General features: G+C 38.9%; 18 protein-coding genes. 9 read left to right on the forward strand and 9 right to left on the reverse strand.

What is annotated here, in order from left to right; translation table 11 throughout:
- Positions 1-7: 7 nt before the first annotated feature.
- From gpsA to BTO23_RS11010, 3 genes are all read right to left on the reverse strand, one after another.
- Positions 8-1,039, reverse strand: coding sequence for an NAD(P)H-dependent glycerol-3-phosphate dehydrogenase (gpsA, locus tag BTO23_RS11000; protein ID WP_105053848.1), 1,032 nt, complete (start codon positions 1,037-1,039; stop codon positions 8-10).
- Between the two features lie 166 nt (positions 1,040-1,205).
- Positions 1,206-1,676: a protein-export chaperone SecB gene (secB, locus tag BTO23_RS11005; protein WP_060992684.1), complete on the reverse strand. Its 471-nt coding sequence runs from the start codon at positions 1,674-1,676 to the stop codon at positions 1,206-1,208.
- A gap of 130 nt (positions 1,677-1,806) precedes the next feature.
- Positions 1,807-2,259, reverse strand: coding sequence for a rhodanese-like domain-containing protein (locus BTO23_RS11010; protein ID WP_060992685.1), 453 nt, complete (start codon positions 2,257-2,259; stop codon positions 1,807-1,809).
- Positions 2,260-2,481: 222 nt separating this feature from the next.
- On the opposite strand from BTO23_RS11010, the gene BTO23_RS11015 reads away from it, so the two are divergent.
- Positions 2,482-3,627 (forward strand): murein hydrolase activator EnvC family protein, encoded by a 1,146-nt coding sequence (locus BTO23_RS11015; protein ID WP_105063487.1) that lies wholly within the window; start codon positions 2,482-2,484, stop codon positions 3,625-3,627.
- Between the two features lie 108 nt (positions 3,628-3,735).
- On the opposite strand, the gene BTO23_RS11020 is transcribed toward BTO23_RS11015, so the two are convergent.
- Positions 3,736-4,269 (reverse strand): FxsA family protein, encoded by a 534-nt coding sequence (locus BTO23_RS11020; protein ID WP_060992687.1) that lies wholly within the window; start codon positions 4,267-4,269, stop codon positions 3,736-3,738.
- Between the two features lie 432 nt (positions 4,270-4,701).
- Here BTO23_RS11020 and aspA point away from each other — a divergent pair, with 432 nt between their 5' ends.
- The gene (gene aspA / locus BTO23_RS11025) at positions 4,702-6,150 is read left to right on the forward strand and encodes an aspartate ammonia-lyase (RefSeq protein ID WP_060992688.1); all 1,449 of its coding nucleotides are present in this window, start codon (positions 4,702-4,704) and stop codon (positions 6,148-6,150) included.
- A gap of 174 nt (positions 6,151-6,324) precedes the next feature.
- Positions 6,325-7,626: an anaerobic C4-dicarboxylate transporter gene (locus BTO23_RS11030; RefSeq protein WP_060992689.1), complete on the forward strand. Its 1,302-nt coding sequence runs from the start codon at positions 6,325-6,327 to the stop codon at positions 7,624-7,626.
- 68 nt (positions 7,627-7,694) lie between these two features.
- Here BTO23_RS11030 and BTO23_RS11035 read toward each other — a convergent pair whose 3' ends face one another.
- Positions 7,695-8,120, reverse strand: a complete 426-nt coding sequence (locus BTO23_RS11035) for a universal stress protein (RefSeq protein WP_060992690.1) — start codon at positions 8,118-8,120, stop codon at positions 7,695-7,697.
- A 213-nt stretch (positions 8,121-8,333) separates the two neighbouring features.
- Between BTO23_RS11035 and BTO23_RS11040 the strand changes: the two genes are divergently transcribed.
- The 5 genes from BTO23_RS11040 to BTO23_RS11060 all read left to right on the forward strand — a co-directional run bounded on the left by BTO23_RS11040 (position 8,334) and on the right by BTO23_RS11060 (position 15,480).
- Entirely contained in the window at positions 8,334-10,184 is a 1,851-nt protein-coding gene (locus BTO23_RS11040) for a protein-disulfide reductase DsbD (RefSeq protein ID WP_105063488.1), read from the forward strand.
- A gap of 106 nt (positions 10,185-10,290) precedes the next feature.
- Entirely contained in the window at positions 10,291-11,091 is an 801-nt protein-coding gene (gene nagB, locus BTO23_RS11045; protein ID WP_060992692.1) for a glucosamine-6-phosphate deaminase, read from the forward strand.
- Positions 11,092-11,718: 627 nt separating this feature from the next.
- Entirely contained in the window at positions 11,719-13,671 is a 1,953-nt protein-coding gene (locus tag BTO23_RS11050; RefSeq protein ID WP_105063489.1) for a PTS mannitol transporter subunit IICBA, read from the forward strand.
- A 79-nt stretch (positions 13,672-13,750) separates the two neighbouring features.
- Positions 13,751-14,899, forward strand: a complete 1,149-nt coding sequence (locus tag BTO23_RS11055) for a mannitol-1-phosphate 5-dehydrogenase (RefSeq protein WP_061012917.1) — start codon at positions 13,751-13,753, stop codon at positions 14,897-14,899.
- Positions 14,900-14,949: 50 nt separating this feature from the next.
- On the forward strand, positions 14,950-15,480 hold the full coding sequence (locus BTO23_RS11060) for an MltR family transcriptional regulator (protein ID WP_061012953.1): 531 nt from the start codon (positions 14,950-14,952) through the stop codon (positions 15,478-15,480).
- A gap of 10 nt (positions 15,481-15,490) precedes the next feature.
- Here BTO23_RS11060 and arsJ read toward each other — a convergent pair whose 3' ends face one another.
- The 4 genes from arsJ to BTO23_RS11080 form a co-directional block, all read right to left on the reverse strand.
- The gene (gene arsJ, locus BTO23_RS11065) at positions 15,491-16,702 is read right to left on the reverse strand and encodes an organoarsenical effux MFS transporter ArsJ (protein ID WP_061030590.1); all 1,212 of its coding nucleotides are present in this window, start codon (positions 16,700-16,702) and stop codon (positions 15,491-15,493) included.
- Between the two features lie 72 nt (positions 16,703-16,774).
- On the reverse strand, positions 16,775-17,272 hold the full coding sequence (locus BTO23_RS11070; protein ID WP_105053842.1) for a phosphatase domain-containing putative toxin: 498 nt from the start codon (positions 17,270-17,272) through the stop codon (positions 16,775-16,777).
- A 17-nt stretch (positions 17,273-17,289) separates the two neighbouring features.
- Positions 17,290-18,291: an ArsJ-associated glyceraldehyde-3-phosphate dehydrogenase gene (locus tag BTO23_RS11075; protein ID WP_061005685.1), complete on the reverse strand. Its 1,002-nt coding sequence runs from the start codon at positions 18,289-18,291 to the stop codon at positions 17,290-17,292.
- Between the two features lie 20 nt (positions 18,292-18,311).
- Complete coding sequence (locus BTO23_RS11080; protein ID WP_105053840.1) at positions 18,312-18,641, reverse strand: metalloregulator ArsR/SmtB family transcription factor; 330 nt, start codon at positions 18,639-18,641, stop codon at positions 18,312-18,314.
- Positions 18,642-18,854: 213 nt separating this feature from the next.
- Between BTO23_RS11080 and BTO23_RS11085 the strand changes: the two genes are divergently transcribed.
- On the forward strand, positions 18,855-19,865 hold the full coding sequence (locus BTO23_RS11085) for a sensor domain-containing diguanylate cyclase (RefSeq protein WP_245922094.1): 1,011 nt from the start codon (positions 18,855-18,857) through the stop codon (positions 19,863-19,865).
- Positions 19,866-19,896 lie beyond the last annotated feature (31 nt).

A 19,896-nucleotide genomic window follows, 5' to 3' on the forward strand; every position in this document is an offset into this window, starting at 1 on the left:
CCTTGAATTATGATTCTGATTTCTTATCTCGTGCTAGTAAATCCTGCGCAGCAACTCTTGCATCTTTTCCTTGATACAATACTTGATAAATTTGCTCAACTATAGGCATTTCTACGCCCATACGTTCTGCAAGTAAAAACACTTCTTTAGTATTTCTATAACCTTCAACGACTTGACCAATTTCAGCTTGAGCACTTTCTACATCACCACCTTGACCTAAAGCCAAACCAAAGCGACGGTTACGAGATTGGTTATCGGTACACGTTAATACTAGGTCACCTAAACCAGCCATACCCATAAAGGTTTCCGCTTCGGCACCCAATGCAACACCTAAGCGGGTCATTTCAGCCAAACCACGAGTGATCAATGCCGTACGAGCATTAGCTCCAAAACCAATGCCATCAGACATACCAGCGCCGATAGCAATCACATTTTTCACAGCACCGCCTAGTTGCATACCAGTGAAATCGTTATTCGCATACACTCGGAACGTTTTTGAACAGTGAATCTTCTCTTGAAGATCTTTAACAAATTGCTGATCAGGTGACGCGACAGCAATCGCTGTTGGCATACCAGAAGCAAGTTCTTTAGCAAAAGTAGGTCCAGAGAGTACAGCCAGAGAATGAGATTCCCCCAATGCTTCTACTGCCACTTCTTTTAATAAACGACCTGTTTCAGGCTCTAGCCCTTTTGTCGCCCAACATACTCGTGAATCTTCACGTAGGAATGGTTTTACATTCCCTAATACCAAACCAAACACATGGCTTGGAACAACAACAAGTAAATCACGGCTCGCTTGAACTGATTTCTCAAGATCCGTCGACATAATCAATGATGGTGGAAAGGCAACACCAGGTAGAAACTCTTCATTTGCACGATCCGCTTCAAGGCGAGCCATATGTGCTTCTTCGTGGCCCCATAAAATCACTTTTGCACCGTTACGAGCAAGAGATATAGCAAGAGAAGTTCCGTATGAACCAGCACCAAGTACGGTCATTGAAATATCAGAGTAATCAGTTTGTGTTGTCATTGTGACCATCCAAAACAAGTATCAAAAGATACAGTAGTAATAAAAACAAAATGCACTTGTTATCAAAATATAGAAGCTATACAAAAATATAGAACCATATTAGATAAAAAAGTGCATTTATTCTCTACAAATTAATCAATAGCGCAATGCCATCAATTCTTCATATCCAAAAGAATTACGCTTGAGCTGGTGCTTCTGCGTTTTCTTGAGCTTGGTTTTGTAGGTAATTCATGAACAATGCGTCAAAGTTAACTGGCGCAAGGTTAAGTTGTGGGAACGTACCTTTAACAACTAAGCTAGAGATTGTTTCACGAGCGTATGGGAAAAGAATGTTCGGGCAGAACGCACCTAGGCAATGTGCTAGTTGAGCTTCTTCCATTTGGCCAGCAGTAAAGATACCGCCTTGTTGAACTTCACATAGGAATGCATTTTCTTCTTCGTTCTTAACGGTAACCGTTAGACGTAGAACTACTTCATAAACACCTTCACCTAGTTCACGGCTTTGAGTATCAAGATCCAGTTTAACATCTGGATTCCACTCTTTTTGGAACATAGTTGGTGAGTTAGGCGCTTCAAAAGATACGTCTTTTAGGAAGATACGTTGAATTGCAAAGTTTTGTTGTTCTTGTTGTGCTGCTTCAGCCATGGGAAAAGTCCTTTATATTTAAATATGTATGAATGCAGAATAACGATGTGATATTACTCTGCATTCGTGATATCTAAAAAATGAGCCAGATATCACATCAAAATGAATCAATTGCTTAGGAAATGGGCAATTACTTTTTGTTTTTTACCGACTTCGCTTTTACTAACGGTAGGTTAGCTTCATTCCAAGAGATCAAACCGTTCTTAAGAAGTTTAACTTGCTCAAAACCAGCTTTATGCAAATCATTTGCTGCCGCTTGAGCTGTTTGACCTGTTTTACATACAACAATAATTGGGGTAGTTTTTGAGTTTTCAAGACCAGATAAGTTACCTGCTTTGATGTCACTTGGTAAAATGTGACGAGCATCCGTAATATGACCTGATTTATATTCATCTTTAGAGCGAACATCTACAACAATCGCATCTTCGCGGTTCATCAGCATCGTTGCTTGTGCTGAATCTATTTCTTGGTAGCCAGATGTTTTTTGTTTTACTACGTTTTGAATTAACGCAACAATAATACCAACCCAAACAACGGCTAAAATCATGTTGTTGGTTACAAAATCGATGATTGACGTTTCCATATTCTTTATCTCTGATTTTTTGGATAACCACATGTCATTAGACAGTTCAGTTACCATAGGCGCTAAAATTAAGGCGAAAGTATACCCTAGGGTTTCTTTTGAAACTAGCGAGGATAAAAAAACAGCCGAATACAGCTAAAATGCTGTGATATTGGTTTTACAATTGAGACCAAACACAAACTCTGTCTAGTCAGGACCCACTCTATCTGAAATAATGCTGCGATGAACATATCCCTTTCAAATACGTTTTTTTCTTTTCGTAAAATCTGTACGACGGCGTTAGTGTGCCTGACATTTAGCTTTCCTCTAACCTCTCATGCTAATGACGCAGAATTAAAGGGAATGAAACAAGAAATATCTCGCCAAAACTCACTATTAAGTAAACAGAAAAAAGAACTCTCTAGTCTGCAAACTAGTTTGAAAAAACATGAGTTGTCCATTGCGAACGCGTCTCAAAAAACGCGCAACGCAGAGCGAGAACTAAATTCATTAAAAGTATCGATCGCTGGGTTAAAGCAACAGCAATCCGAGCTAACCCAACAACAAGTAGGTCAGATTGAAATTCTGAAAGACTTGTTAGTTAACTACTACCTCACGAGCCGAAACAATCAACTGTCTAACGTTTTGAGCGGTGATGATGTTAATAAAATCGATCGTATGACTCAATACGCTCAACGTTTATCAGAAGCCAGGGTAGGTGCTATCTCTCAATTAGAGTTCACCACAATGCAACTGAAAGAGAAAGAAGCGTCTTTACTTGAGCAACAGCAACGACAAAGTGACCTGCTTGCCCAGTACACTAAAGAAAAGCAGACACTACAAACATCTCAAAATAAACGTAAGAAAACCGTCTCAAGTATTAAAAATCGTATTTCAAGTGAAAGTGGTTATTTAAACGAGCTACAACAAAATGAAAAACGCTTAAAAGTTGCTATTGCAAAAGCCAAAGCAAAAAACAACGTCCCTATGGATGGAATTGCGCGTCAAAAAGGTCGTCTACCTTGGCCAATCGATAATCCTAAAACATTGCATAGTTTTGGCACTAAACAAACCGGTCAATTAACATGGAAAGGCATGGTATTCGCCAGCCAATACGGAGCACCAGTTAAAGCCGTTGATTCAGGCAAGGTCGTTTTTGCTGATTGGCTACGTGGTTATGGATTAATGATCCTTATTGACCATGGTAAGGGCGATATGACCTTATATGGCTACAATCAAAGTTTAATGAAAAAAGAAGGCGATAAAGTACGTGCAGGTGAAACCATTGCAGTGGTTGGTGACAGTGGTGGTCAAGACAGACCTTCTCTGTACTTTGAAATCCGTCGCAACAGTAAAGCGCAGAACCCCCGTTCTTGGTTAAAGCGTTAATCATTACTTAATTAATCAGTAATTCAGATATTAAAAAAGCCGCGTTATCTCTATTTAGTAACAGGAGGATAACGTGGCTTTTTTTATTCAATTCATATAGCGAATAAATTATTTTAAGGTTTTGTTTGGATCATCTTCTTTACGTTGAAATTCACCTTCAAATACATCACCTTGCTGATCATTCTGATTTGCTTGATCAAATGGGTTACCTTGATTAAACGGACCATTTTGATCAAAACCACCACCGAAACCTGCATGAAAGCCACCTTGGGATGCTCCTATGCCATTCACTTTTACTCGGCTCATTAATTGTTTTGCTAAGTAGGCTCTTGGTGCAGGTAATAAAACCAACATACCTAGCGCATCGGTCATAAAGCCAGGAACAAGTAATAGTACACCAGCAACCGCAAGCATCATGCCTTCTACGATTTGTTGCGCTGGTAATTCACCTTGCTGTAATTTTGATTGTACCGACATCAAGGTTTGGATCCCTTGGCTTCTAACTAATGATGCTCCAACAAAAGCGGTGATAAGCACCAAACCAAGTGTCGGCCACATACCTAACATGCCCCCAACTTGCACAAACAGTGCAATTTCAATAATGGGAACAAAAATAAACATCAGTAATAAAATAGGAAACACAACACACCTCGATTGGATTTAATACGATCTTTCACTTTATATATCTTATTTAGTGTAGCAGGCATTAACCGCAAACCACTTTTTCTCTCTCTATTATGATAGATGCGGCACATCCCCTCGATTTTCAAGAAAGAACTCTGTAAAAGAGTGTAAACAGCCATCAAATTCATTAACTCAAGTAGCAGTTATATAACCTATAAAGTAAAGATATTAACAACTAGTGAGAGCATTATCTCAATTTGAAATATTTTGCAAAAACTAGACTTAAAAAGTGATCAAGTTAACACTTTTACCACTAAAGAGGTGTATGATGACGTTAAAACAAGGCATCAGGTACGATATTGATCACCCTCTGACGAACGGACTCTACTCGCAGATATGATCACTTGGACAGAATCCAATAATTAAAATATAGAACCTTAAAGGCTTACTATGACTCAGATGCTTGATTTAGAAAAAACGAATACTGCAACTCGTATTGAAGAAGATTTGCTAGGTGAACGTCACGTTCCTTCTGAAGCTTACTACGGTATTCATACCCTTCGCGCTATGGAAAACTTCAACATTTCAAATGTAACTATTTCTGATGTTCCTGAGTTTGTTCGTGGCATGATCTACACTAAAAAAGCAGCCGCTTTAGCTAACAAAGAATTAGGTGCTATCCCTTCACAAGTTGGTGAGTACATCATCAAAGCATGTGATTTAATTCTTGAAACTGGCAAGTGCATGGATCAATTCCCATCAGATGTTTTCCAAGGCGGTGCTGGTACTTCAGTTAACATGAATGCTAACGAAGTTATTGCTAACGTTGCTCTTGAACTTATGGGTAAAGAGAAAGGCGAATACGACATCATTAACCCTAATGATCACGTAAACCGTTCTCAATCAACTAACTGTGCATACCCAACAGGCTTCCGTATTGCTGTATACAACAGCATGATGAAACTGATCGAAGCGATTGAATACCTAAAAGGTGCATTCGATCTTAAAGATCAAGAATTCCGTAACGTTTTGAAAATGGGTCGTACTCAGCTTCAAGACGCTGTTCCAATGACTGTTGGTCAAGAGTTCCACGCTTGGGGTGTTCTACTTCAAGAAGAAGTGAAAAACCTTAACTACACAGCGCAACTTCTTTTAGAAGTAAACATCGGCGCGACAGCAATCGGTACTGGCTTAAACGCTGCGACTGGTTACCAAGAAGCAGCGGTTCGTCATCTAGCTGAAGTAACAGGCCTAGAGTGTGTTGCTGCTGAAGACTTAATCGAAGCAACGTCTGACTGTGGTGCTTACGTTATGATCCACGGTGCGCTAAAACGTACTGCGGTTAAAATGTCTAAAATTTGTAATGACTTACGTCTTCTTTCTTCTGGTCCTCGTGCTGGTCTTAATGAATTGAACTTACCTGAGCTTCAAGCTGGTTCTTCAATCATGCCTGCTAAAGTGAACCCAGTAATCCCTGAAGTTGTAAACCAAGTTTGCTTCAAAGTAATCGGTAACGATACTACAGTGACTTTCGCTGCTGAAGCAGGTCAACTGCAATTAAACGTAATGGAACCAGTAATTGGTCAAGCTCTTTTCGAATCTATCGAAATCTTGAAAAATGCATGTGTGAACTTACGTGACAAATGTATCGACGGTATCACGGTAAACAAAGAAGTATGTGAAGCTCACGTATTTAACTCTATCGGTATCGTTACTTACCTAAACCCATTCATTGGCCACCACGAAGGTGACATTGTTGGTAAGATTTGTGCTGAAACAGGCAAAAACGTTCGTGATGTAGTTCTTGAGCGTGGTCTTCTAACTGAAGAGCAATTAGATGACATCTTCTCTGTAGAAAATCTAATGCACCCGCAATACAAAGCAAAACGTTACGATTAATCCGTAACACCTCAAATAGCGAGCTCACTGAAGCTCGCTTTTTTTTATACTAAAAAATTTACTGACAAACAGGTCAAGTAATCATTCATACTTTTATTGATTTGCTGTATATAGCTATGCAATAAAAATCTGAATAATTATTTTAAATTTAAACTTAAACATTGGAGTTATATTATGATTGCTGTACAGCTTCTTGTCGTACTGCTGTTCATCTATTTAGGTGCACGTATCGGCGGTATTGGTATTGGTTTTGCGGGTGGTGCGGGCGTTCTTGTCCTTACCATGATCTTAGGTTTAGACGCGGGCTCTATCCCTATCGATGTTATTTTAATCATCATGTCTGTAATCACGGCTATTGCTGCAATGCAAGTGGCTGGCGGTATGGATTGGTTGGTTGACCTAGCAGAAAAATTCTTACGTAAAAACCCAAAACGTATTACTTTCTACGCACCTATCGTGACTTATTTCATGACGATGCTAGCAGGTACAGGTCACACTGCATTCTCTACACTTCCTGTTATTGCAGAAGTTGCTAAAGAACAAGGTGTTCGTCCTTCTCGCCCACTTTCTATCGCTGTTGTTGCTTCTCAGATTGCAATTACTGCGTCTCCAATCTCTGCGGCAGTTGTTTTCTTCTCTGGTATCCTTGAGCCTCTAGGTGTGGATTACTTAACACTATTAGCAGTATGTATTCCATCAACATTCCTAGCATGCATGGTTGGTGCGTTCGTTGCTAACTTCCTAGGCTGTGAACTGAAAGACGATGTGGTTTATCAAGAACGTCTTGCAAAAGGCCTAATTAAGATGAACGGCGCTGGTAAACGTGAAATTTTACCAACAGCAAAAGCATCTGTTTATATCTTCTGTGTTGCTATCGTCGCTGTTGTTGCTTATGCAACGATGATCAGTGGCAGTGTTGGCCTGATTGAACATCCAACAATTGGCCGTAACGAAGCTATCATGGCGCTAATGCTAACAGCGGCAGCGGCTATCGTTACTTTCACTAAAATTGATGCATCTAAAATTGCTAACGCAGCAACATTCAAATCAGGTATGAGTGCTTGTGTGTGTGTTCTTGGTGTTGCATGGCTTGGCGATACTTTCGTTTCTTCTCATATTGGTGAAATCAAAGAGTTCTCAGCTGAGATCCTTGCACAATACCCGTGGATGCTAGCGATTGTTTTATTCTTTGCTTCTATGCTTCTTTACTCTCAAGGCGCAACAACAACAGCATTAATGCCTGCAGCATTAGCAATTGGTGTTGCACCAATTACTGCGGTTGCTTCTTTTGCGGCAGTGAGTGCATTGTTCGTACTTCCTACTTACCCTACGCTTCTGGCGGCGGTTGAGATGGATGATACTGGCTCAACACGAATTGGTAATCTTGTATTTAACCACCCATTCTTCATTCCGGGTGTTGCAACGATTTCGACTTCTGTTGCACTAGGCTTTGTATTTGGCGGTATTATTCTTTAATTAAGAAAATGCACATATACCACCAAAAATGGCAGCTAATTTAGCTGCCATTTTTTATGTCTTTTAAGTTATGACGTAATCGGTACAACCAATATATCAATAGGAGAGTGATGAATGAGAGGTCGAGAATACGAAATAATTTTACTCAAAAAATCATGGTGATGACCACAAATCAATAGGTCAATTTCATTATCTTTAACCGCTGCCTCAACTTTATGACTAAGATCTCCAGTTCCTACCCAAAAGCTCTCAATCGGAAAATCAGTATACTGCTGAAAATCAGCCAGCCATTTATTTGAAGGCTCATTAAGCGGTTTACGTTCAGGCTCTGCTTGTATATCGACAAGCTCTGGATAAATCTCTCCATGAGTCCCATCAATATGAATATAAGACACTTTTGCACCGACTAAACCAGCCATAGAAACCGCTCTATCAATCAGAACATGACTCTCTTTTGACAGATCCAATGCCACAAGGATATGTTTGTATTTCATCACAACGCCCTCTTCGTCTATTAATAGAATAAGCATAGTTTTAGTCAGGTAAAAATAGTGTCGTAGAGATCTCGAAACCGCAACAAATCAAAAATAATTACCTAAGTGTCAAAAGAGAAATGAGCAGATCATTAATGTAATTGATACTATACTTGTCGAACTCTTGACCATTTCGATAGTCATACCCGTATCTATTTTTATAAAGACTTCCACATGACGAATTTACTCCGATTTCGAGCTGCCCTTTTATCATTCTTCATTCTGTTTATCTCTTTCGCTCCACAAGCTTTGGCTGCGTTTGATTTAACTAAATTACAAAACCAACAAGATTCTTCTTTTGTAACGGTAAATGAAGCGTTTCCTTTTAATTTTATGCAACAAGGGGATCGAGTTTATTTAGATTGGCAAGTAAAGCCTGATTACTATTTATATCAACAACGTATCTCAGTCTCCTCTAATGGGGCTGAAATTACGGATTTAGTTATGGAAGAAGGCACACCTCATAACGATGAATTTTTTGGTAATGTGAATATCTACACAAAGCCACTGACCATTACGGTGCCATTAATTTCTGTTAGTGATAATGCAGAATTAACCGTTCGTTACCAAGGTTGTGCAAAAGCAGGGTTCTGTTATCCACCAGAGATCCGTAAAATTCCATTATCAGCATTAACTGCATCAAGTTCATATCAAGATGAAACGGCAAATACACATGTTGTAGCTAAAAGTGATAGTGCACCCGTTAGCATAGAAAAGAACACATCATTAGATCCTGAACCAAAAGTCATATCTCAAACGCAGCAACAAGAGCTGGCTGATAATCTAGGTGACGCTTGGTGGACACCGTTCTTATTCTTAGCACTTGGTATTGGTCTTGCGTTTACACCTTGTGTATTACCTATGTACCCTATTCTTACGGGTATTGTTTTAGGTGGCGGAAAGCTCTCTCACGGTAAGGCTTTCAAGCTTTCTTTTGTTTACGTTCAAGGCATGGCATTAACCTATACCTTACTTGGGTTAGTGGTTGCTTCGGCAGGTATGCAATTTCAGGCAGCATTACAACATCCTTATGTGTTAATTGGCTTGAGCATCATGTTTGTGCTGCTCGCTCTGTCGATGTTCGGTGCTTACACCATTCAATTACCAAGTAACCTACAAACCAAACTTAATGACATCAGTAACCAGCAAAAAGGCGGAAACTTAGGTGGTGTGTTTGCCATGGGTGCTATCTCAGGTTTAGTCTGCTCACCATGTACGACTGCACCATTATCAGGAGCACTGCTTTACGTAGCAAAAAGTGGGGATTTACTTACTGGTGCCGTTGCTCTGTATGCTTTGGCTATTGGCATGGGTATTCCATTAATTCTAGCGGCAGTATTTGGTAATAAATTACTACCAAAAGCAGGCGTATGGATGACGCATGTGAAGACGCTGTTTGGCTTTATTCTTCTGGCTGTTCCTGTTTTCTTACTAGAGCGAATTCTTCCTCATAACATCACACCATTTATTTGGTCTGCTCTTGGAATTGCAGCATTTGGTTGGTTATATCATGTCAAAGCGACCATGCCTCAATCATGGAAAACAAGCATTGCTGGCATTATCGCTATTTTAGGTATTGTCGGTTCTGCAATCCCTGTTATTGATGCAATTTCAGGTAAGACGAATACCGAAGTAAGAACGACAACTCAAGCTGTAACATTTAAAAAGATAAGTACGATTGAAGACTTAAACCGAGAATTGGAAGCCGCAAAAACACAAGGCAAACCAGTGATGCTCGACTTCTATGCAGACTGGTGTGTAGCGTGTAAAGAATTTGAAAAGTACACCTTTCATAATAAAAAAGTTGAACCACTTTTAGGTGAGTTTATTTTGCTGCAAGCTGACGTAACAAAAAACAGCCCAGAAGATATCGAACTGCTTAAGCAACTGAAAGTCCTTGGCTTACCCACTATCGATTTTTGGAATGCGAACGGTGAATACTTATCAGCATCGCGCCTAACTGGATTTATGAAAGCAGATCCATTTACTCAGCATTTAAAGCAAAGTGTGAGCTTGGTTAAATAATATGGTCCTTTATTGACCAAAATCATTAGCATTAGCATCGCACTTATTTTACAATGCGAATTAACGCAATTAAGCAAACTATTACATTAATTTTTTGAGGTATATGATGAGACTTATTCCATTAAACCAAGCAGAACAAGTAGGCGCATGGTCAGCACAGCACATTGTTAACCGCATCAATGAGTTTAACCCAACAGCAGATCGTCCATTCGTTCTTGGTCTTCCAACTGGTGGTACTCCTCTTAATACTTACAAAAAGCTAATCGAACTGCATAAAGCTGGCGAAGTGAGCTTTAAGAATGTAGTAACATTCAACATGGATGAGTACATTGGCCTTGATGCTAACCACCCAGAATCTTACCGTACTTTCATGTTTGAAAACTTCTTCAACCATGTAGATATTCAAGAAGAAAACATTAACCTTCTAAACGGTAATACTGATAACCACGAAGAAGAATGCCAACGTTACGAAGACAAAATTAAGTCTTACGGTCGCATTAACTTATTCATGGGTGGAGTGGGTAACGATGGTCACATCGCATTCAACGAGCCAGCGTCTTCTTTAGCATCTCGTACTCGTATCAAAACATTGACTGAAGACACTCGCATTGCTAACTCTCGTTTCTTTGATGGCGACATCAACCAAGTACCTAAGTACGCATTAACTATCGGCGTAGGTACTCTGCTTGATTCAGCTGAAATTATGATCCTAATTACAGGTCACAACAAAGCACTTGCTCTACAAGCTGCTGTTGAAGGTTCTGTAAACCACATGTGGACAGTATCAGCACTTCAACTTCACCCTAAATCAGTAATCGTTTGTGATGAACCTTCACAGCAAGAACTGAAAGTGAAAACAGTAAAATACTTTAAAGAACTAGAAGCTGAAAATATCACTCACGTATAATTTTCTACTTTAATTAAAATATCAAAAGGAGAACGTTAGGTTCTCCTTTTTTATTAATCGCATTAATCACATCACCTAAAACATTTCGTCTGTCTTATCTCCCCACGACCTACCTTTTAATAGAATTTTCTTTTTTATTACAAACCAATCTTATTATTTAGGGCACATCAAACATGATCCCCTCACCCTTTAGTAGTAATTATATCTGTAATAAAATTCCATTTTAAAGCGTTGACTATCAAGCGATTTAATTCGAATCGTGAAAGAAATAACAAAGTGAGATCTAGATCTGATTGGGATTTTATTATTTAAATATAAATTCAACATAAGTGATAAAGATCACCTTTTTGGTATTAACTAAATATCAAAAAGTATGATATTGCGCATTTAATTATTATTGACAATTTCAAATTACAATATTTGTTGTAAATTTTCATATCAATAACGTTATATAGATCTACTTTATTTGAATTAGTTGCTGAGGTTTTGTGGAGAGAGTCACGAATTTCCCGTTATCGGTTCTATTAAAAAATCTATGGTAAATTACATCTGTACTTAGAAATTAACCAATGGCTTTGGCGAGCCATTTTTAAAAAATTTAATAAAACCTCAAACGGGGAATCACTTATGATATCACCAGATGCAAAGATCAAGATACAAAATTTTGGTCGTTTTTTATCAAATATGGTAATGCCTAATATCGGTGCGTTTATCGCATGGGGCTTTATCACGGCTTTATTTATCCCAACAGGTTGGATCCCTAACGAAGCGTTAGCGAAACTTGTTGGGCCAATGATTACTTATTTGCTTCCACTACTTATCGGTTATACCGGTGGTAAATTAGTCGGTGGCGAACGTGGTGCTATCGTTGGTGCTATCACTACTATGGGTGTGATTGTTGGTACTGATATTCCCATGTTCATGGGGGCTATGATGGTTGGTCCTATGGGTGGACTAGCGATTAAGATTTTCGATAAAAAAGTCGATGGAAAAATCAAAAGCGGCTTTGAAATGCTAGTAAACAACTTCTCTGCTGGCATTATTGGTATGCTGTGTGCAATTGTTGCTTTCTACTTTATCGGCCCTTTTGTAAAAGTACTGTCTGCAGGTCTTGCTGGAGGGGTAAATTTCTTAGTAGAAGCAGGCCTTCTTCCACTGACTTCTATTTTTGTTGAACCAGCAAAAATTCTATTCTTAAATAACGCGATTAATCACGGTATCTTCTCTCCTCTTGGTATCCAACAAGCAAACGATGTTGGTCAATCTATTTTCTTCTTAATTGAAGCAAATCCAGGCCCAGGCTTAGGTATTCTTCTTGCTTACATGTTCTTTGGTAAAGGATCCGCAAAACAGACCGCTGGTGGCGCATCTATCATTCATTTCTTTGGTGGTATTCACGAAATTTATTTCCCATATATTTTAATGAATCCACGTTTAATCCTTGCAGCTATCGCTGGTGGTATGACTGGTGTATTCGTTCTAACTTTATTTAACGCAGGTATGGTCGCTCCTGCATCTCCTGGCTCTATCTTTGCCATTTTGTTATTAACACCGAAAGCATCAGCTGTTGGCGTTATCTGTTCAATCTTATCTGCAACTGCCGTTTCATTTACTGTTGCAGCAATCCTAATGAAAACTCAAGCGACATCAGATGAAGACGACGGTACTTCATTAGATGATGCAACATCAAAAATGCGTGACATGAAATCTGGTTCAAAAGGCAGTCCTGCTGGAGTTACCGCAGAAAAAAGCAATTCAACTAAATTAACTAATATCCAAAAAATCATCGTAGCGTGCGACGCCGGTATGGGTTCAAGTGCCATGGGTGCAGGGCTTCTTCGTAAAAAAATCCAAGCTGCTGGCCTAAATATTAGCGTAACAAACTGTGCTATCAATAACTTACCTACGGATGTCGATATTGTGATTACTCATAAAGATTTAACGGACCGTGCACGTAAGCACGCAAAAAATGCAGAGCATATTTCATTAACAAACTTCTTAGATAGTCATATCTATAACGATTTAATCGCACGTATCATGGCATCAACTTACCCAGAAGCCGCGAACGATGATGAAATACCACAAATCTCTCCAGTGGCTGCGAATGATGAATTTTTTGCCCCGCAAAATGCACAACCATTTAAAATAGAAGCAAAGAACATCCATCTTGGATTAACGTTTAAAACTAAAGAAGAAGCGATTCAATACGCAGGTGAACAACTTGTGTCTCTTGGATACGCAGAACCAGAATATGTAGCGGCGATGTTTGACCGTGAAAAACTAGTACCAACCTACCTTGGTGAGTCTATTGCCGTACCACATGGAACAATAGAAGCCAAAGACCGTGTAATCAAAACAGGCATAGTCATCTGTCAGTATCCATCAGGTGTTCAATTCACTGAAGACGAAGATGATGTAGCTAAATTGGTTATAGGTATCGCAGCTAAAAATGACGAGCACATACAAGTAATTACATCAATTACCAATGCGCTTGATGAACCTGGTGCCATTGAAAAACTAACATCCACTAACAGCGTTAGTGAAATCTTAGAAATTCTTTCAGGCGAACAAGCAGCATAACGATCACATAGAAAACATAGGTCAACTTTCCCCCTATAGGGTTGATCTATCTCCTAATATCAAATTGAAGGTAATTATTATGAAAGCAGTACATTTTGGCGCAGGCAACATCGGTCGTGGTTTTATTGGTAAAGTTCTTTCTGACTCAAACGTCGCCGTTACATTCGCAGATGTTGATGCTCCGTTGGTAGATCAACTTTCACATGACCAATCATACAAGGTAAAAGTAGTTGGCTCTGAGTGCCAAATAGAGACAGTTACACACGTTACAGCCGTTAACTCTACCAGTGATGACGTTATTGAACGCATTGTAAAAACGGATTTAGTAACCACAGCAGTCGGTCCTAACGTGTTGGATATTATCGCAAAAACCATCGCAAAAGGTTTAGCAAGACGTTTCGATGCAAACAATGAATCACCCTTAAATATCATCGCTTGTGAAAATATGGTTCGTGGTACAACTCATCTTAAAAATGAAGTGTATTCACACCTTGATGAGTCTTATCATACTCGCTGTAATGAGTTGGTTGGTTTTGTAGATTCAGCAGTAGACCGTATTGTTCCACCCTCTGAATCAGCTAATGATGACTTATTAGAGGTAACTGTTGAAAGCTTTAGCGAATGGATTGTTGATGAACAACAGTTCAAAGGTGGCGCTCCTGAAATTGCTGGAATGGAAAAAACAAACAACCTCATGGCATTTGTTGAACGTAAACTTTTCACACTGAACACTGGTCACTGTATTACTGCTTACCTTGGTTCATTAAAAGGACATGAAACAGTACGAGACGCAATTCAAGACCCTGAAATCAGAGCTGAAGTAAAAACGGCTATGGAAGAAAGTGGAGAAGTATTAATCCGTCGCTATGGTTTTGATAAAGAATTGCACGCAGCTTATATCGAAAAAATTCTAGGCCGCTTTGCTAATCCATATTTACGAGATGAGATTGATCGCGTTGCACGCCAACCAATTCGCAAATTAGGTAAAAATGATCGCTTAATCAAACCCTTATTAGGTACAATAGAATACGGCACTGAGAACAAAACGCTATTAAAAGGTATTGCCGCCGCGTTTAAATACGTAAATAACACTGATCCACAAGCTGTAGAACTACAAACTCGTTTATGTGAATCAGGTTTAAAAGCAACACTTGCGTATTACACAGGATTAACTGAAAACAGTTCAGAAGCGAAAAAGATTGAAGCGATCTTTAATACATTAAATTAATAAAAAACAATTAGAGAGGTGTAATGCCTCTCTCTTTTTATGGCTATTTTATGACAGAAGTAATAAATGAATCTAACATCATTGAACGACTAGACGATGCACCTTCTGTGCGTGGTTTTTTCATCATTGCTGTCGATATTCTTAATGAATCTATCGACGGCTTAATTCAGCGCATTTTTCGTAAAGATGATTTTGCAGTTCAATCTGTTATTGGCCCATTACTTCAAGATTCCGGTCCATTAGGCGATTTAAGCGTAAGACTTAAACTCCTATTTGGTTTAGGTGTATTACCAAATAATACTTATCATGATATTGAAGGACTAATACAACTACGTAATAAATTGAACTTAGAAATGAATGAACTTCAATTTACCGATCCGCAGGTTATCACACCAATTAATGCACTCAATCTTGTAAAAAGAATGGGAATGATTCAATTAGAAATCACTCCTCTTAATGACGATACTGATTTGGCTTTTTATCAAATGCAAATTGATAGACAAAAGCAAATGATCCGTTCTGGACTTTCACTTGCTATTGTTGATATTTGCTCTGAATTACAAAAAGAAAGTCCATTTTAACGACTTTCTTTTACTCACTTTCTGCTTTAGGTAACTTTACCGATATCAACGTAGTTAGCACCAAGAAACTAAACGATACCCACAAACACGCCGAAAATCCGGCTAATTGAAATACCAATCCAGATAAAACAGTACCTACTAAACGTCCCATTGCATTAGCCATATAGTAAAAACCAACATCCATAGAGACGCCATCGCCTTTGGCATAGCTGACAATTAGGTACGAATGCAGTGAAGAATTAATCGCAAATACTGCACCAAAAATAAGTAAACCAATCACAATCGTATATTCAGCTTGCCATTCAATCTGAACCAGATAAGCGATAATCCCTGTCACGACAGTAAGTAATCCTACCCACCATAAAGCAGACCTACCATCAGGTGTTCGACCTTGTGCTTTTCCCGTGATTTTAGGAGCAAAGCCTTGCACAAATCCATATGCGATAACCCATAACGCTAAGAAACCACCGACAAGAGAATGATCCCAACCAAAGACACTGCCTAAGTAAATTGGTAACGCGACAACAAACCACACATCTCTCGCACCAAATAAGAATAATCGTGCGGCTGATAAGGTATTAATCTCCTTAGATTTAGAAAATAGCTGAGTAAATTTAGGCTTTGATTTTGCTTTTCCCATGTCACCATCAAGCAAGAAAACACTGCCGATAAAAACAACGAAAAGAACACTCGCCATCGCTATAACAGCCAATTGAAATCCGATGGTTGTTAAGAGTAAGCCACCAAGAAAGAACCCTGCGCCTTTGAGTGCATTTTTAGACCCAGTAAGAATCGCTATCCACTTATAGAGCGCCCCTTCTTGATCGCTCGGAACTAAGGTTTTAATTGCACTTTTAGCGCTCATTTTATTGAGGTCTTTTGCAACTCCAGATAATGCTTGTGCAGCCATAACCCACGGAATCGTTAACCAAACACTCGGTAATGCCAACATTAACAACGCAAATACCTGCATTATTAAGCCAACATTCATGGTTTTATTTAACCCTAACCGAGCGCCTAACCACCCCCCCAATAAATTAGTCACCACACCAAAGAATTCATAAAACAAAAAGAGAGACGCAATGGCTAAAGTACTGTATCCCAAATCATGAAAATAGAGCACCACCAACATACGCAACGCGCCATCAGTAATGGTGAAGTTCCAATAATTAAATGTCACAATCATGTACTGACGTACACTATGGCTTAATTGAGAGAGCATAAAATAGAGAACCTAAATGAGATTAAGCCATCTCAGAAGTATAATATTCTCCTGAGATAACCTTAACGCTGATTATTTGTAAGCAATAGAATTTATATATTCTATTTGCACTGGCTTAGTAAAAGCACCTGGACGTAACGCTTGGACTTGTTGTTTAATTACATCTAAATCCCAACCTAAATCCAACAGTAAATGTCCTGCAAGTAAACCTGTACGACCTGAACCGCCCATGCAATGCATTGCTACTTTGCCATTATTTTCTAACACTTGTTGTAATTCAGGCGTCGCTGCTTTCCATTCTGCTGCAAATTTATCATCAGGTGCACAATCGTCTTCAATTGGAAGGTAAAACCATTTCATTCCTAGACGCTGTACTTCTTCACCAAGAGAACCAACGCCTTTTTCTGTTAGCTCATCTTGACTTAATGCAGTGACAATCGCAGCTACACCTTGTGCTTTTAGTTGCGTTAAAGATTCAATTAACTCAACGCCTTTTGTGCCAGGACAAGGCGTCAAAATCAATGCGCCATAAGTGTCAGTAACGGGTAACTCCCAAGTAGGATGTGTCATTTCAGATTCCTCAATGCTTAAGCCAAACCAACATTTCTAACTAATTCCGCAGTACGAGTGGCGTAACCCATTTCATTGTCATACCACGCATAAATCTTCACCATACGTTTACCAACAAGCATAGTAGACAAAGCATCGACAATCGTTGAACGTTGGTCTCCTTTATAATCAATAGAGACAAGAGGGCGCTCTTCGTAACCTAAAATACCTTTTAGATCACCATAAGCCGCATCCTTTAATAACTGATTTACTTCTTCAACAGTCGTATCTCTTTTCACTTCAAAGATAATGTCAGTCAGTGATGCGTTCGCTAAAGGAACTCGTACCGCATGACCGTCGATTTTATTTTTAAGCTCAGGGAAAATCTCAACAATCGCTTTTGCAGAACCTGTTGTAGTAGGGATTAGGCTCATTCCACACGCTCGCGCACGGCGAAGATCTTTATGAGGTGCATCTAAAATGGTTTGTGTATTGGTCAAATCATGAATGGTAGTAAATGCCGCGTTTTCGATACCCAACTCACTATTGATAACTTTAACAATTGGAGCAAGGCAGTTTGTAGTGCAAGATGCCGCAGTGACGATTTGATGAACAGCAGGATCAAAAATATCGTCGTTCACACCAACCACAATATTCGCGACACCGTCTTCTTTTACCGGAGCAGAAACAACAACACGTTTAACGCCCTGCGCTAAATATTTATCTAAAAATGAACGTGTGCGATGCACGCCCGTAGCTTCAATAACGACATCACAACCGGACCAATCGACAGCATCAATGTCTTTTTCTTGAGTGGTTATTAGCTTTTGGTCACCGATGATCATAGTGCTTCCATCGGTGGTCACTGCATGGTTCCAACGTCCTTGAATTGAATCAAATTCAAGTAAATGCGCTAAAGTATGTGCATCTCCCGCGACGTCATTTATTTGCACAAATTCCAATTCTGGCCAATCGTATGCCGCTCTTAATGCCAAACGTCCAATACGACCAAATCCGTTAATCCCTACTTTAATTGTCATCGTTTTTCCCCTAAATGAAATTAGCAACACGTTTTTATGGCGTTTAATTTATCTGTGTCTTTTTGATATTGAGCTTGTAAACAATTTGATTGCTTCAAACCTTCAATAATTTTGTTTAACCAACCTGGTAGTTCAGTACTCACTTGGTAATACACCCACTGTCCTTCACGAGTATCAATCAATACACCTGACTGGCGTAGCTGCGCTAAATGCCGAGAGATCTTTGGCTGACTTTCACCTAATGCTTCCGTCAACTGGTTTACACATAAACGACCTTCGCGCGCGATAAGTAGTAAACAACGGATCCGTGTTTCATCAGAAAGCAGTTTGAAAAATTGATGAGGTAACATAATGAACCTTAAATATGGATATGTGCATTTCCATATATCATATGCACTATAATACAAAAATCAATAGAAAAAATAGCGATTCAGCAATCACTTTTCTAAACTAAAAGATAAATAGTGTGGTTTTAAACTTAATGCAATGAAATTAACATTTAATAATGATAGTTTTATAACTATACAAAATTTAAATAATAGCCGCTTTACATGGATGTGCGTATGACAGCTTTCTTTACTTCTCGTTTTAATTCACAAGACAGCATAATTGACCTATCAAAATGGCAAGAGCTTGCAGATTTAATTGTTGATATTTTTGGCGCAGATTGTGGCGCTATTATTGAGTTTACAGGTCATTCTTTTCATACTCTTGTAAGCAGTAATAATGAAACAAGCTTTCTTCACCAAGGCTCTCAATGGTCCTGTGACAATAAAAGTTTTTGCCGTACGATTGTTGAAACAGGCAAAGAACTATATGTTCCTAATGCATTAAAGAGTAAATATTGGATTAACGCACCAGCCGTTAAAGATGGCCCAGTAAGATCATATTGTGGGGTTCCCGTCTTTCACCCTAACGGTTCTATTTATGGCACTGTCTGTGCGATAGATACAAAAAATACCGATTATGAAAATGCATTAATTAAACTATTACTCCACCTTTCAAAACTAATCACTGCTGACTTAAAAATGGCAGAAGAAGCTGAGCAGCATAAACAAATGGCTCTTACTGATTCAATGACTGAATTACTTAATCGTCGAGGATTAGGAATTTTAGGTAAACAAAAACGAAAAGACGCGAAACGATACCAAGACAGTATCGGTATTCTTTATCTTGATATTGATAATCTAAAGCAGGTAAATGATAACTTTGGTCACTCAACTGGAGATCAATGCATTCAAATTTTAGCTAATATTCTAAAAAATGAAGTCAGAGAATCAGATCTTATCGCTCGTACTGGTGGTGATGAATTTATTGTCTTAACGTTATTAAATAAAGAACAAGAAACCGAGCTAAGCGCCCTTTCATTACGTATTCGTCAACATTACCAAGAGAAAACACAATATCAGTCAGGCTTGAATATCAGTAATATCAGTATTGGTCAGCATCTTGAACCTCATAACTCAACAACCACGCTAAAAGACATGTTTATGAATGCTGATGCCTCTATGTATAAAGAAAAGGAACAGAAAAAAAGCATCACTGATGCAAACAAAAACGGCAGCCTTATTTAAGGCTGCCGTTTTTTATTTCAATCTTATAAGT

Origin of the sequence: Aliivibrio sifiae (assembly GCF_002954715.1) — a bacterium.
Taxonomy (GTDB): Bacteria; Pseudomonadota; Gammaproteobacteria; order Enterobacterales; family Vibrionaceae; genus Aliivibrio; species Aliivibrio sifiae.

What these genes read in the sequence shown, in the direction of transcription:
- BTO23_RS11050 (WP_105063489.1), top strand. Translation starts at nt 11,719, where the DNA reads ATGATATCACCAGATGCAAAGATCAAGATACAAAATTTTGGTCGTTTT.
- BTO23_RS11015 (WP_105063487.1), top strand. Translation starts at nt 2,482, where the DNA reads ATGAACATATCCCTTTCAAATACGTTTTTTTCTTTTCGTAAAATCTGT.
- BTO23_RS11055 (WP_061012917.1), top strand. Translation starts at nt 13,751, where the DNA reads ATGAAAGCAGTACATTTTGGCGCAGGCAACATCGGTCGTGGTTTTATT.
- BTO23_RS11040 (WP_105063488.1), top strand. Translation starts at nt 8,334, where the DNA reads ATGACGAATTTACTCCGATTTCGAGCTGCCCTTTTATCATTCTTCATT.
- BTO23_RS11060 (WP_061012953.1), top strand. Translation starts at nt 14,950, where the DNA reads ATGACAGAAGTAATAAATGAATCTAACATCATTGAACGACTAGACGAT.
- nagB (WP_060992692.1), top strand. Translation starts at nt 10,291, where the DNA reads ATGAGACTTATTCCATTAAACCAAGCAGAACAAGTAGGCGCATGGTCA.
- arsJ (WP_061030590.1), bottom strand. Translation starts at nt 16,702, where the DNA reads ATGCTCTCTCAATTAAGCCATAGTGTACGTCAGTACATGATTGTGACA.
- BTO23_RS11080 (WP_105053840.1), bottom strand. Translation starts at nt 18,641, where the DNA reads ATGTTACCTCATCAATTTTTCAAACTGCTTTCTGATGAAACACGGATC.
- BTO23_RS11010 (WP_060992685.1), bottom strand. Translation starts at nt 2,259, where the DNA reads ATGGAAACGTCAATCATCGATTTTGTAACCAACAACATGATTTTAGCC.
- BTO23_RS11035 (WP_060992690.1), bottom strand. Translation starts at nt 8,120, where the DNA reads ATGAAATACAAACATATCCTTGTGGCATTGGATCTGTCAAAAGAGAGT.
- BTO23_RS11030 (WP_060992689.1), top strand. Translation starts at nt 6,325, where the DNA reads ATGATTGCTGTACAGCTTCTTGTCGTACTGCTGTTCATCTATTTAGGT.
- BTO23_RS11075 (WP_061005685.1), bottom strand. Translation starts at nt 18,291, where the DNA reads ATGACAATTAAAGTAGGGATTAACGGATTTGGTCGTATTGGACGTTTG.
- secB (WP_060992684.1), bottom strand. Translation starts at nt 1,676, where the DNA reads ATGGCTGAAGCAGCACAACAAGAACAACAAAACTTTGCAATTCAACGT.
- BTO23_RS11085 (WP_245922094.1), top strand. Translation starts at nt 18,855, where the DNA reads ATGACAGCTTTCTTTACTTCTCGTTTTAATTCACAAGACAGCATAATT.
- BTO23_RS11070 (WP_105053842.1), bottom strand. Translation starts at nt 17,272, where the DNA reads ATGACACATCCTACTTGGGAGTTACCCGTTACTGACACTTATGGCGCA.
- gpsA (WP_105053848.1), bottom strand. Translation starts at nt 1,039, where the DNA reads ATGGTCACAATGACAACACAAACTGATTACTCTGATATTTCAATGACC.
- aspA (WP_060992688.1), top strand. Translation starts at nt 4,702, where the DNA reads ATGACTCAGATGCTTGATTTAGAAAAAACGAATACTGCAACTCGTATT.